Here is a 13,340-nt window from a genome sequence, read left to right on the forward strand (position 1 = left end):
TAATTATCTCATTTATTATCTTTTACTATTTTAAAAGGCCGCTGGGATCCTGCTCTCACTGCCAGCCATTATCTTTTTGATAGGCACTTTTTTTCATTCTGGAAACATACGGATTACCTGCTACATAGTAACGTAATTTTTTATTGGCCCATTCTAATTCGGATTGACTAACGCCAATTCTGGCACTGGTTTTAATTTCCTTAGCCCACTTTTTATGATTATCATCTAAATCAATTTTAAATGGCGAATCAGACAAGAAGTGTAAATTCCATTTTTTATCGTGAATACCAAAAGCCTGCATCATTTTGGCTGGTCCATTAGTTAAAAGTACACCATTTTTACCGGCACGGTTTTTAATCATCTGCTCTATGCCCCAGACTGGTTCGATAGCCCTGATTAAAACTCCTTGCGGCTCATTATATTCTTGCGTTGCGACATCGAAAAAGAAATACTGTCTTTGGGCGTAAATGTAGATAGTTCCACCTTTACGATAAAGACCCTCATTAGCCGGACTGCGATGACCGCCATAAGAATGTGCTGCCCGGTCTTTAACACCTAAGTAAGCTTCAGCCTCTACAATATAACCACCCATTATATTCTGGCCATCATTATATGTTAATGGTCTGCCAATCAAATCTTTAGTAATGGCAGCAGTTGATTTATTAGAGAAATAAGTTGAATAATTCATTTTTTCTTCCGTGTAGTAAACTTAAACTAAAAGGAGATATTACAATGACAAAGATAAAATTAGTACGAATTTACGAACATGAGCAGCCTGCTGGCTACCGCATTTTAGTTGATCGTCTGTGGCCACGAGGCAAAAGCAAAAAAGATGCTAATTTGGATGAGTGGGTTAAAGAAATTGGTCCCAGCACCGAATTGCGTAAGTGGTTCAATCACGATGATACTAAATATCCTGAGTTTAGGCAAAAGTACATTGCTGAATTAGAACATAATCCTGTGACTGTTAGTTTTGTTACCCGAGTGAAAGACGAACTTGCAAAACAAGATGTCCTTTTTCTTTATGGTGCAAAGAATAAAGAGCACAACCAGGCAGTTGTGCTCAAAGAATACGTTGAACAAAGATTATAGTTTCCGTCTTTTCTTTTTTGCTCGTAGAAAATGAAAAGCAATAGTTAAGAGAAGAATACCGAACACAATAAAGGCAAAAGTTGTATTAGGCAGTTCGTAATGTAACGGTGGTAAAGACAATAAAAGTTTAAGAGCAATGATAGCAATTAAAACGTAAGCCATCGGTTGCAGTTCAGGAATAATGTCCATCAATTTGATTATGATTTCGGCAACACCGCGCATACATAAGATACCAATCATGCCACCAATTAATACTACTACCGGATTATTGGAAACCGCTAGGGCAGCTAAAACTGAATCAATTGAAAAGACGATATCCATTGCTTCAATTGAAATAACGGTCCGCCAGAAAAGTGACAGAAAATGTTTGCCCTTTTTGGGGGAATGCTCAGTAATTTTTGCACTTTCAATCTTTGCGCTTGCGGCAGCCTTTTGGGGATGCCTTTGGTCGTAGAAAAACTTGAAGGATAGATAAAAAAGATAGAGACTGCCTGCTAGTTTAATTTCCCAAAAATTGATCAGATAAGTACCAATCCCAATCACAATGAAACGAAAAATGTATGCGCCCCAAAGACCATAGAATAATGACTTTTCCTGTTGTTTCTTGTCAAGCAAAACCTTGGTTTGAGCTGCCAAAACGACTGCATTATCAACAGAAAGCAAGCATTCCATTAGAATCAGGGTTAAGATGACGAGCCAATCTTTGCCACTAGTCAGTACGTGAATCCAATTACTTCCACTGAAAAAGGGAGCATACATTTTAAAAATTGCCATTTAAAAGCTCTTTTCTAGTTCAGAATTATTTTTAATTACTGTGTCGTATTTTAGCACAAGTAATTTATAGCATCCGGGTAAAAAAGCAATTCTGTTGGTTTAAAGGGCTTTCTTTTTAAAAACTAGTTAAAGCTGTTTAAAAACATCTAGTGCATCCGCAATAATGGAGGAAATTCCTTCTGCTGGAATGGCAGTTTTATTAATTGCCCAAACTTTAGCTCCAGACTGTCTGTAAGATAAAAGCTGGGCAAAAGGGTACACGACAAAACTGGTACCTGAAATAATTACAAGGTCAGAATTTTGCATTGCATTGACTGATTTGGCTAAACTGTCTCCGTTAATGGCTTCACCGTATAAAACAATTCCTGGTCTGATAATACCGCCACAATTTTCATGCTGGTAAGATTTGGCATATTCAGCGTATGAAACTGGTTTATGGCACTTAGTGCAGTAAATATTATAAAGACAGCCATGAAATTCGGTTACGTGTTTATTGCCGGCTTTGGTATCCAAGCCATCAACATTTTGTGTGATTAGATCGCCTTTTTCGTTGCAGATCTCGGCAATTTTCTGGTGGATTTCATTTGGCTTGGCTTCAGGGAAATACATATTATCCATCACAAATTTGTAGAAGAATTCTGGTCGCTGATAAAGTGTTTCCTCACTTAAAATCGTTTCCGGACTTTCAGAGACGCCATCATAAATACCGTTTTTAGAGCGATAATCAGGAATACCAGAATGAGTTGAAACTCCGGCACCAGTCAGAAAAGTAATGTGGCGTGCCTGATCAATATCATTTTTTAACTCAGCTATTTTATTTGCATCAATCATAATTTTGCCTTTCTTAAAACTAATTCTGCTACTGCTAGTTTACTACAAGATTTTGTCTAACATATAGGGTTATTGCAATAAATGTTCGATGGTGTTACTTTAAGTGATTTGTCAAGATACTCATACATAGGTTTTACTCTTACGCAAAAATAGTGAATCGAATCAACGAAACTAAGCAAAAATTCAAACGAACAAGGTGAAAAAGACCATGAGGATTAAAATAAAATAATACAGAGTTAATCAAAAGTCTGCTCTTAAAAGAGAATTTAGTCTAAGAAAAGGGAAAGTATATGACTATTTACATTTCGCTTAGTGACAAAATAGGTCTTAAAAAAGGAATATGGTTCTGTCAGCTCATTAATTGGAGAAATCGCTGCAGAATTTGAGATAGAACTGGATGATGACTTGAATGAAAATAATTAGAATATAATAGAGCAATTTTAAATAAATAGAAAGACTTGCTATTAAAATTTTGTCCCAATTGACTAATCATTTTTGTTAAATTGAATAATCCTGAATCTCTGGAAATAAATTGTGAACCTTTATGTTATTCTAGATTATAAGATTACGAGGTGAGGTTAATGGTTCAATTTGTTTGGGTAAAACGAGTAAACGACCAAAAGCTTAATGATATCAGAGATAATGAATATCTTAAAAAAATATTTGAGCAATTCAAAAATTATGAGGAAGAGGAAAGCAAAGCGAAGAAAGCTACTAACAGTGGTAGACCCCATAGTTATCGAGACGGTATAATCAAGATGTTGTTCAATTATAAGACTATTTATGGATCTATTCCAGATGATGTCTTCAGTGATACTTTTAAGAAAAATCTGAGTGCAATTATGGAGTTAAATGGTTTTGCTAAATTTAATCAAGAAAACCATAGGTACCCTATGGCCAGCACCAAGGCTTTTCTAAAATTTCTCAACTCTTATTCCGATTATGATGATGCTAATTCAAATAGAAAATCCTATACATATAAGGCTCCGATTGCAATTAATAAGAAAATAGTTAAGCATAAGAAGACTAGATCCAAATCTAAGACCAATAATCTTCTTCCCAAGATTGACTATCTTGAAGAGGAGAAGAAAAAAACTGAAATTGGAGTTACTGGTGAGAAGCAGGTAATGCTCTATGAAGTCAATAGATTAAAGGATTATCCTAATTTACAAGGTAGAATCACACAGAGATCAAATAAATCTGATTCATATGGGTATGACATTCTATCTTTTGAAAAAGATGGGACTGAACGTCATATAGAGGTTAAGACGACCTCTACTAATATAAGTAATCAGATAACTTTCCAAATGTCAGAAGGTGAACGCCAACACGCGTTAGAATGCGATAATTATTGGATTTACTTTGTTTTCTTTGATGGTAATCAACCTGTAATTTATCCTTTTAAGAATCCTATAATTAGACCTGAAGATGAAGTCAGGGCAGTACCTATCAAGTATCAGGTATCCTTTAATATTAAGGATTAAAAACTCATTACATATGATAGCTTTTTTGTTTGCATCTGGGTTCTTAGTTAGTCATCAACAGGATAAATTATAGAGCCAAAAAACCGTGCCATCAATTTTGACAGCATGGTTTTCATTTATTATAGAATTTGAATGCCATGTTCTTTGCACTTAGTAATCATATCGTGAGGCCAAACACTGGCTTGAACTTCACCGATATGAGCTTTGCCAAGCAAAAGCATACATAAGCGAGATTGCCCAATCCCACCACCAATGGTATAAGGTAATTCTCCAGCAAGCAACATGCGGTGAAATTCCAATTTTTCACGGTCCAAACAATCAGCCTTCTTCAGTTGTTCGTGCAGGCTTTCAGGACTAACGCGGATACCCATAGAAGAAATTTCAATTTTTTGTTTTAAAGGTTCATACCAAAAAATCAGGTCACCGTTTAATTCCCAGTCATCATAATCGGGTGCACGACCATCGTGAGGCTTGCCGCTTCTCTTCAGTTTATCGCCGACTTTCATTATAAAGACTGCCTTTTCTTCTTCGGCAATTTTGTTTTCTCTTTCTTCAGGGTTAATGTCCGGCCAGCGATCTTCTAATTCTTGTGTAGTAATAAAGTAAAGCTTCTCCGGCAAACGGTAAGTAGAAGCAGGGTAACGGGAAACACAGCCAGCTTCAATTTCCTTTATTGCAGCAAAAATCTTGGTAACGGTACTTTTAAGAGTTTCTATCGTTCTTTCCTCTTTGGCAATAATTTTTTCCCAATCCCATTGGTCAACATAAATTGAGTGAAAATTGTCTAAATCTTCATCGCGGCGAATGGCGTTCATGTTGGTAAAAAGGCCCTCATGCATGTTAAAGCCATATTTCTTCAGTGCCATTCTTTTCCATTTGGCAAGGGAATGCACGATTTCAACTGTGTCATCTGCTGGTAAATCCTTGACATCAAAAGCAACTGGACGTTCAACGCCATTCAGGTTATCATTAAGTCCTGTATGCTTTTCGACGAACAGTGGGGCAGACATTCGTTGTAAATGTAATTTTTTAGCTAAAACCTTTTGAAATTCTTCACGGATATAAACAATTGCTGCTTCGGTATCGCGAATTGTGAGAGTTGGATGATAATCTTCGGGTAAAATTAAAGTCATTGTTTTGACCTCCTGTAAATTTAAGGAAAAGAAAAAGCCCTTTATCCCGTTTTTAATAAAAACAAGGACGAAAGGCTTTTTCCGCGGTACCACCTTAATTGCCCAAATTCTGGGCCAACTCATGAAGCACTATCATGCTTCACCAGCGTGGTAACGTACTGGAGACGACACAACCTACTCTTACAAGAATTTCAGCGTGCTGCTAAAAGTGTTTTTCAATAACCCAGGGTCTAACGGTTTTCCACTATCACCGATTCACTTAAAGAGGTAAGTTATCTACTCGTCTTTTTCAATGCATTTAATTTGATAATAATTTAATCATGATTTTAATAAAAATGCAAGTAAAATATCATTAATGTTGAAAAAATATCTAACGACTGTCAATCTGTTATAATAGATGAAAATACAATTGAGGAGAGTTATATGGTAGTTTTTTATCTAATTTTGGATGCCTTGCTTTTAGGCTACACTTGTTATAGTTGGTACTGGCAGGCAAATATTGACTTAAAGGGACATTATCGCTCGTCTTCAGTTATTTGGGCCGTAATTTTTATTTGGATAGGTTTTGCCTGGCAATTAATTGAAAAGGGCGATCCAGGTCTCAGTATTTTTTTGGCAATCTTCTTGTTGATTGGTATTATTGATGGTTTTACGGGTCTCGCGCCTAAAAGGGCTGTTGTTTCAGGTTACTTTCGGCGGACCGTCTCATATTCAGAGATTGCGATGGTTACTTTAATTAAAGTGCCTAATCCGAAGAAAAAGCAGGTAATTTGTATTTTAACAACCCAGAAGAACAGACAATATTATCTTCGCTTTTCCTATGGCGTAGCACAAATTGTTGAGGCACTTAAAAATCATATTCACCATGATATTCGGATTGAAATTCAAGACATTTTTTAAGCCACACATTAACGTGGCTTTTTTCATGGGCTTATTTTTCTTCCCAATTCATTTCTAGATATTTAGTAAAGCCACCCTTAAGGGCGCGCTTTTCTGTTACTTGTTTTAAAAAAGTAGCTTGATCAACATTTTTAAATTTAAGGTAAGCCAAAATGACTTCGTAAACATCACCTAATTCTTCAATTAAATTAGTTTCAGTTTTAGCAGCAAGAACTTCATTAGTTTCTTCAATTAATTTTTTCTTTAAAGCTGGTTCAATTTCTGCGTGACTAAGTTCACGATAAGTAGCATAGTGTGCAAATTCTGGTATTTTGTCTCTAACTAATTTTTTCATTTTAATAGCCTTCATTATTCATAATATTTAAATTCTATTATACTGCTAATTTTTTCAAAAAATTATGTGAAGTAGATAACAAAATGTAGTAAAATTAACATAGTAGAGATATATTTATATTAGAAAGTGTGAAGATATGCGTAATAACGATTTTAATGATGTAGTACAAAACCGTCATTCTGTGCGCCATTTTGATAAAAGTGTCAAAATTCCGCGTTCAGAATTTAAAGAAATGTTTGAAGAAACAGTAACGGCTCCTTCTGGCTGCAATTTACAAGGCTGGCACTTTGAAGTAGCAGATACCCCGGAAACTATTGCTAAAGTTAAGAAATACATGCTTAGATTTAACGATCCACAAATGGACAGCTGTGCTGCGGTTGTGCAAGTCTTTGCTGATGTTTATGCTTATAAAAAGTATCGTGAAAATTGGACTAAGGAATATGAGACAGGCAACATCACTAAGGAAAAATTAGACGAAGTCTTAAGAACTTTTTTGCCATCTTATGAAAATGGCACATATTATTCTTGTGCAATTGATTCCATTAGGTCTTGTTCACTTGCTGCTATGCAGTTTATGCTTGTTGCTCGCAATCATGGTTACGACACTAACCCAATTGCTGGCTATGACGAATCTAAAATTGCCAGAACCTTTAACTTGGAGCCAAAACGCTACTTACCAGTAATGGCAATAGTAATTGGCAAGAGCAATGAAACTGAAGAAACTATGGCTAAAACAACTCGCTACCCAGCTGAAAGTGTTTATCACTTTGCAGAATAATTAATAATAGCGCATTTTAAAAGCCTTCCGTTCTGGAAGGCTTTTTGTTAATTATAAAATTGGCGAAAGCATCCGTGAAAAGCTTTGCAAAATTTTAAGCCAGCGACCCTGTTTGGCAATATCTTCAGGGGTTAATAATGATGAAACTTTCATATCATCTTCAAATGATTTTGCGACTTCACGGGTGAAATTTTTATCATAAAAAACGGCAATATCTTCAAAGTTAAGGTCATATGAGCGATAATCCTGATTCATTGATCCCACAGTAGAGAAGGTATCGTCAACTACAATTGTTTTAGCATGAATAAATCCTTTATTGTAAATATAAATTTTAATACCATAACGGGATAATTCATTAGCATACCATTGTGTAGCGCGATAAATAAATGGGTGGTCGGGTTTACACGGTATCATAATTCGTAAGTCTACTCCTGACTGGGCAATTGTTTGCAAAGTGGCAAACATCGCGTCGTCAGGAATTAAATACGGTGTTTGAATCCAGAGACGTTTTTTTGCTAGAGACATCAGCCGCATAATACCATTACGCATATTAGCATTATAGCGGTCAGGTCCGTCTGAAACTATTTGTGTTGCTACATCACCAGCATGAATCTCATTTTCATCCAAGTTAGGAAAAAGGATAGTATTGAAAGCAATGACTTGGTTTTCTTTTTGAATTGAAGCGTTCCAATCCATGACAAACCGCTCTTGCAATAGTAAAGAAGCAGATCCGACAATCCGCACCTGACTGTCACGCCAATAACCAAATTTTTTCTTGCGACTCAGGTACTGGTCACCGATATTAAAGCCGCCAGTCCAAGAAGTTTTACCGTCAACTACCACAATTTTACGGTGCAAATGGTAGTTAATCCGATACCGCGTAATCATGTTGCGTGAGGTAATAAAGGGCAGGACTATGCCGCCAGCTTTTCTTAACTGATCAAACCAGGCCTTGGTTGCACCCATTGAACCCCAGGCATCATAGAGCAAACGAACAGATACGCCTTCTTGGGCTTTTTTAATCAGCAAATCAAGAAAGTCGTTGCCAATATTGTCATTATAAAAGGTATAAAATTCAACATTCACTGACTGTTTGGCATTTTTAATGTCAGCCATCATGTCATGAAACATAATTTTGCCATCGGTATAGAGCTTAACATGATTGTTTTTGCTCAAAGGTGACTCGCCATCATGATCAAAAAAGTGCACCACCATTTGGGCTCTGTTTGAGGTATCAGATGCGCTGATTTTTTTAGGTGCAGCAGTAATTGATTTTTGCACATTCCGCAACCCAATATGATGTTGCTTGTTAATGGCAAAAATATTTTCCTGTGAAATTCCCCGACCAAAAAAGCCGTAAATGATCATCCCTAAAACTGGAAAAACCAGCAGAATAATCAACCAAGCCCAAGTTGTTGAGACAGAGCGTCTTCTATGAAAGACAATGTAAAAGGCCAATATAGTATTGGTAATAATGATGATACGTCCTATGTCGCGGAGCAGAATCACACGTGTTTCCTCCAAAATTAAATTATTTTTTAAGACCAATAAACTTATCAATAATGTCGATGACAAATGGGTTATCGTGCATCCAGCTGTGTTCAGCGTATTTCTTTCCGCGAATTTCAACTTCATGATAAGATTTGGCATAAGGTGCAAGAATATAGCGGATGCTTTTAGCAGAAGTGACGGAAATAAACTTGTCACTGTTGGTATTGTCCAAAACATTACCATAAATATTTAATACTGAAATATTGGGATTAAACCGTTTGCGTCTGAACAAGAGGTAAAGATAATGCAAATTCACCACAGCTGGACGACCTTTTTGGTTAAAGGCGTTAACGTTAGGGATATCTCCCAAATAAACTACACCATCAAAAGGTCCCGCGATGAAGGCACATTTGACTAAATGAGGGAAGTTTTTCTTTCGGTATTCATGCATTTCGGTTCGTACTATGCAGGGACAGGCCAAAGAATGTGCTATTGCCGAATAGTGTGAAAAGTGGTACTTTTGAGCTAGAAATGGTAATGTGAAACGCAGGTAGTAGTCAATTGCATACACACCAACGAGCCGCTGGCGAAAAACAACCTGCACAATTGGATTAGGATCACCAGTCCAAGTGCCTTCTAGCTTAAAGTTACCCAGTAAATCAGCAGTAACTTTGAGATATTTGGGATTGCCTTTATCAGCAAGTGCCTGCTTAACCATTACCTTTGTAGTATAGTCACCGCCACGAAAGCCATGAAAATATATGATAGGTACTTGTTCAAAATCGCCATTTTTTGGTTCGATTGTGGCATTGTCTTCAATCCTTTTTTTATGTAAACGCAAGAAAACACGAGTAGGAGCAAAAGTTGCCAAGACAGCCAAGAAAAGCATGCTTAGTCTGCTAGGTTCCTTTGCAAGGTCGCGTTTGTGGTTTTTCTCCACTTCTTCCTTGTATTTTTTAGTATTGAAGAACATATTACCACCTTAAAAAATAGAACTACTTATATTTTAGCATTGACTGAAAATTTTAGTGATAGGGGAGCATATGAAATTTTATGCAGTAAAAAAGGGCCGCAAGCCAGGTGTTTATCGCACTTGGGAAGATGCCCGAAAACAAGTTGAAGGCTATTCTGGTGCCGAATACAAATCTTTTGCCAAAATAACTGATGCCACTGAGTATTTAGCTTGGGATCGCGAAACTGTTCATCAAGTCTTTCAAAAAGATGAGAACTCATTACAAAAAGCAATTGCCAAGATTCAAAAAGAAAGTCGCAAAATCAAGCAAAATCCTGCTACATCAACTTCTGTCCCAAAGCCTAAGGCGCTAAACAGGGTTAATAAGTCTAATCCATCCGATTTTTTTGCCACAATTTATACTGACGGGGGTACCCGCAATACCGGTAACTTTAAGGGCGGTCATGTGCGTGCGACTGACAAGGCTGCCTGGGCTTATCTAATTGAATGGCAAGAAGATGGCCAACAAAAGTCTACTTATGATTCAAATGGAGAGTTTGGTGCAACTAATAACAAGATGGAACTAACAGCTTTAATAGAAGCACTCAAAAAATTGCTCGAGTTGGGTTTTAACGAAAAACCATTATTATTTGTACTGGATTCACAATACGTTTTAAATCCAATTACTAAAGGCTGGCTTGAAAATTGGAAAAAACGGGGCTGGACCAAAAGTACAAAAGGTGCAATTGCCAACCTTGAGTGTTGGCAGGAGCTGGACCAGCTTTTAGATAAATTTTCTCAAGCTAAATTTGAATGGACCAAAGGACACGCTAATAATCGTGGCAATGAATTTGTCGATCATACGTTAAACAAATTCATGGACCAAATGTAATTAATTAAAAGCAGCCACAATTAGGCCACTAAAAAGGTGACTGAAAAATGAAGTAATATTATGCCAAATTTGTTCAAACCAGCTACGATTTTCTGGGGTATTGATTTTATCAAAGATTCCTTTAGCGTTCTTCTTGATGTTTTTGGATAAAGCATCAGCCTGGTCCTTGAATTTGTGATTTTTTAAAGCACCGGAATCACGGACTTCAATTAAGACGTTAATAATCTGCTGTTTTTGGTTATTATTTATAACGTCACCAAGATGATTAATATTAATTTGGTTATTTACAATATCATGAATTTGACTATCTGACACGTTGTTGCCGATTTTACCCATTTCCTGTTTAGCGCCTGCAACTGCATTATTTAATTGGGCGTCGCTATAACCGCTTTTATCCTTATTTTCCTTGGTTATTTTACTTAATGTGTTCATTTCGTCTTGTGCTGCGTTTACTTGATTTTGATTTAAATTTTCTCCGGTTTTGTTATAGGCAGCATAAACACCGGCTAGAGCACCGGAACCATCAATTGGCACAGCACTGGTAACATAAATATTGGCGTCAGAGATACCGGCAGTTAAAGCGGCATTTTTATATTGATCGGCTGTAATGGTAGTAATATTATTGCGTCCCTGGTAGTCAAGGATATGAACGTTGATACCACTACCTTGTGCTTCTTTTTCAATCATGGCACTGGACCAGACGCCAGAGTGAGTTGTAAAGTTCGCACCCGAAGGATTAAGATATTTGACCAAATCTTCACCGGTGATGGTAATTGTTTGGTAGCTGCTGCCATTTAGTGGCTCACTGAGGGTTTTTAGCGTACCGCTTTTTTGGGAAGCGGTTAAAGAAGTTCCAAGACAGACAACCGGTAATTCATCTGCCTTAACGGTTTGTGTAACAGTGCCGCACATGAGCATACTAAACAATAACAGTGTAATAATAGTTGAAAATGTTTTTGCTTTTTTCATAAAATAATTAACTCCTTTTGACTGTTCCTAATTATACTAAATGCTAAAAGCAAAAGGTTAAATAATAGTTATGTACCACTTACTTTACGTTATTTTTAATATTTAAGATGGTATAATAACAAGTTAAAGGAGGGAGCTATGATTCAGCAACCTGAATTAACTGTCATTATGCCTGTTTACAATGTCGAAAGATATTTAGAGCGGGCACTTGATCATTTGGCTAAGCAAGATGATCCCAATTTTAAGTTGTTAATTGTCAATGATGGTTCAACGGATAATACGCGAAAAATAGCAGAAAGCTATCGGGAAAAATTCCGTTACTTCAAGATAATAAACAAGCACAATGGTGGTCTGTCTGATGCACGCAATGTCGGTATTGCCAACGTTGATACGCCATATTTTACTTTTCATGATGGTGACGACTGGGTAGATTCCGATTATACAGCATTTTTTGTAAATGCTTTTCACGACCATCCTGATGCAGCAATGGTTTCCTGTGGTTTCTGGCTTGATTATGAAAACAAACCAGGTTCAATTCCTGTCACCAAAAAAGTGGTGCGCGGCATGAAAGGCAAGGCCCGAACCTACCAATTAATCAGTAATCCCTTTGGCTCTTTATGTGATAATCATTGCCTGGCTACTCCAGTCAAGGGCTATACTTGGAACAAGGGCTATAAATTATCGGTTGTGCGGCAGAATCATCTTCACTTCATGGAAAATCTAGCTTTTATGGAAGATCAGATATTTAATGTGCAATATTTGTCCTTAACAGAAGGTTTTTATTGTGATAGCAAGCCTATCTATCATTATTGGCAGCGTAAGGACAGCATGGTTCATCACTTTAACGCCAAAATGATTCCTGATAATTTTAAAGCTAACTATATTATTGCTAAGATCATTGTCCGCAGCTTGTGGCATGAACATAAGAAAGAAAAAAGTTCTAATCAAAATTTGGTAGAGGCTAGCGAAAGAGACCAAAGATGAGAGAAAAAGTTAATGGTAACGAACTTTATTACAGTAAGTTAGGCAAGGGTGCCCCGCTGCTTTTATTACACGGACACCATTTAGATGGTGGCATGTTTGACCAAATTGTTGCCCCGCTTTCTCTTTACTATACGGTTTATGTTCTGGATATGAGAGGCCATGGTCTCAGTCAGGGAGAACCTGCCGAGCACTATCAAACAGAAGTTGAAGACCTGGCTGCTTTTATTAAGCAAGTGAATATCAGAGGCTGCTATTGTTTTGGCTTTGATGCTGGCGGCTTGGTAGCAATGATGCTTGCAAGTCAGGATCAAAATATCTTTAAAAAGCTCATGGTAGCTGGTGTCTTTGTGAACGGCAATGGTATCAAATCATATCATTATTTGACTGAAGGCTTTCTGCGTTTTTTGCGCATGAACCGTGATAGTAAGGTGGAATTATCAGAAAGTTTCATGTCTGTTGATAGCTTGAAGGCAATCAAGATACCAACTTATTGTGTTGTGGGAGAAAAAGACTGGGTTAAAGTAGAACACGTTCGCTGGTATAGTCAAATTATTCCTCAAGGACAGCTTCTCATTATGCCTAGACAAAAGCATGAAAGTTACGCAGTTAAGAGCTTTAAACTGCTAAACTTAATGGAAGACTTTTTTAAGTAGTTTATTTAATTTAAGAATACTTTTACTTTCAATTTAATATTTAACACCCGATATTAGCTTCGGCTTTTTGTTT

Annotated in this window: 15 protein-coding genes and 1 other annotated feature; of the genes, 7 read left to right on the forward strand and 8 right to left on the reverse strand. The window is 36.9% G+C overall.

The window, feature by feature from the left end; translation table 11 throughout:
* Positions 1-55: 55 nt before the first annotated feature.
* The gene (locus AAA926_RS08190; RefSeq protein ID WP_223903022.1) at positions 56-688 is read right to left on the reverse strand and encodes a DNA-3-methyladenine glycosylase; all 633 of its coding nucleotides are present in this window, start codon (positions 686-688) and stop codon (positions 56-58) included.
* 44 nt (positions 689-732) lie between these two features.
* Between AAA926_RS08190 and AAA926_RS08195 the strand changes: the two genes are divergently transcribed.
* Positions 733-1,092, forward strand: coding sequence for a DUF488 domain-containing protein (locus tag AAA926_RS08195; RefSeq protein ID WP_034980841.1), 360 nt, complete (start codon positions 733-735; stop codon positions 1,090-1,092).
* Here AAA926_RS08195 and AAA926_RS08200 read toward each other — a convergent pair.
* Positions 1,087-1,866: a TerC family protein gene (locus AAA926_RS08200; protein WP_338212308.1), complete on the reverse strand. Its 780-nt coding sequence runs from the start codon at positions 1,864-1,866 to the stop codon at positions 1,087-1,089. The two genes, AAA926_RS08195 and AAA926_RS08200, sit on opposite strands and share 6 nt — an antisense overlap.
* A gap of 126 nt (positions 1,867-1,992) precedes the next feature.
* Entirely contained in the window at positions 1,993-2,697 is a 705-nt protein-coding gene (locus AAA926_RS08205; RefSeq protein WP_338212309.1) for an NAD-dependent protein deacylase, read from the reverse strand.
* Between the two features lie 581 nt (positions 2,698-3,278).
* Here AAA926_RS08205 and AAA926_RS08210 point away from each other — a divergent pair.
* On the forward strand, positions 3,279-4,181 hold the full coding sequence (locus AAA926_RS08210; RefSeq protein WP_338212310.1) for a protein NO VEIN domain-containing protein: 903 nt from the start codon (positions 3,279-3,281) through the stop codon (positions 4,179-4,181).
* 119 nt (positions 4,182-4,300) lie between these two features.
* Here the strand turns inward: AAA926_RS08210 and asnA are convergent, their stop codons facing one another.
* Positions 4,301-5,314 carry an aspartate--ammonia ligase gene (gene asnA, locus AAA926_RS08215; RefSeq protein ID WP_338212311.1) on the reverse strand — a complete coding sequence of 338 codons (1,014 nt, stop codon included), beginning with the start codon at positions 5,312-5,314 and terminating at the stop codon, positions 4,301-4,303.
* Positions 5,315-5,374: 60 nt separating this feature from the next.
* Positions 5,375-5,616, reverse strand: a binding site (T-box leader).
* A 121-nt stretch (positions 5,617-5,737) separates the two neighbouring features.
* Between asnA and AAA926_RS08220 the strand changes: the two genes are divergently transcribed.
* Positions 5,738-6,214 (forward strand): hypothetical protein, encoded by a 477-nt coding sequence (locus AAA926_RS08220; RefSeq protein ID WP_034980835.1) that lies wholly within the window; start codon positions 5,738-5,740, stop codon positions 6,212-6,214.
* A 31-nt stretch (positions 6,215-6,245) separates the two neighbouring features.
* On the opposite strand, the gene AAA926_RS08225 is transcribed toward AAA926_RS08220, so the two are convergent.
* Positions 6,246-6,548 carry a nucleoside triphosphate pyrophosphohydrolase gene (locus AAA926_RS08225; RefSeq protein ID WP_338212312.1) on the reverse strand — a complete coding sequence of 101 codons (303 nt, stop codon included), beginning with the start codon at positions 6,546-6,548 and terminating at the stop codon, positions 6,246-6,248.
* 136 nt (positions 6,549-6,684) lie between these two features.
* On the opposite strand from AAA926_RS08225, the gene AAA926_RS08230 reads away from it, so the two are divergent.
* Positions 6,685-7,326 carry a nitroreductase family protein gene (locus AAA926_RS08230; protein WP_223902906.1) on the forward strand — a complete coding sequence of 214 codons (642 nt, stop codon included), beginning with the start codon at positions 6,685-6,687 and terminating at the stop codon, positions 7,324-7,326.
* A 51-nt stretch (positions 7,327-7,377) separates the two neighbouring features.
* On the opposite strand, the gene cls is transcribed toward AAA926_RS08230, so the two are convergent.
* Both cls and AAA926_RS08240 read right to left on the reverse strand, forming a co-directional pair.
* Positions 7,378-8,835: a cardiolipin synthase gene (gene cls / locus AAA926_RS08235; protein WP_338212313.1), complete on the reverse strand. Its 1,458-nt coding sequence runs from the start codon at positions 8,833-8,835 to the stop codon at positions 7,378-7,380.
* A 22-nt stretch (positions 8,836-8,857) separates the two neighbouring features.
* Positions 8,858-9,790 carry an alpha/beta hydrolase gene (locus AAA926_RS08240; RefSeq protein WP_046331478.1) on the reverse strand — a complete coding sequence of 311 codons (933 nt, stop codon included), beginning with the start codon at positions 9,788-9,790 and terminating at the stop codon, positions 8,858-8,860.
* Positions 9,791-9,860: 70 nt separating this feature from the next.
* Here AAA926_RS08240 and AAA926_RS08245 point away from each other — a divergent pair, with 70 nt between their 5' ends.
* Complete coding sequence (locus AAA926_RS08245; RefSeq protein ID WP_338212314.1) at positions 9,861-10,661, forward strand: ribonuclease H family protein; 801 nt, start codon at positions 9,861-9,863, stop codon at positions 10,659-10,661.
* Here the strand turns inward: AAA926_RS08245 and AAA926_RS08250 are convergent, their stop codons facing one another.
* The gene (locus AAA926_RS08250; protein ID WP_370466834.1) at positions 10,662-11,579 is read right to left on the reverse strand and encodes a DUF1002 domain-containing protein; all 918 of its coding nucleotides are present in this window, start codon (positions 11,577-11,579) and stop codon (positions 10,662-10,664) included. It lies immediately after the preceding gene.
* A 189-nt stretch (positions 11,580-11,768) separates the two neighbouring features.
* On the opposite strand from AAA926_RS08250, the gene AAA926_RS08255 reads away from it, so the two are divergent.
* Together AAA926_RS08255 and AAA926_RS08260 are read left to right on the forward strand one after the other, a co-directional pair.
* Entirely contained in the window at positions 11,769-12,614 is an 846-nt protein-coding gene (locus AAA926_RS08255; protein WP_338212316.1) for a glycosyltransferase family A protein, read from the forward strand.
* Positions 12,611-13,267, forward strand: coding sequence for an alpha/beta fold hydrolase (locus tag AAA926_RS08260; RefSeq protein ID WP_109585750.1), 657 nt, complete (start codon positions 12,611-12,613; stop codon positions 13,265-13,267). The genes AAA926_RS08255 and AAA926_RS08260 overlap by 4 nt, the downstream gene beginning before the upstream one ends.
* Positions 13,268-13,340 lie beyond the last annotated feature (73 nt).

The sequence above is a fragment of the Lactobacillus juensis genome (assembly GCF_036246285.1).
Taxonomy (GTDB): domain Bacteria; phylum Bacillota; class Bacilli; order Lactobacillales; family Lactobacillaceae; genus Lactobacillus; species Lactobacillus juensis.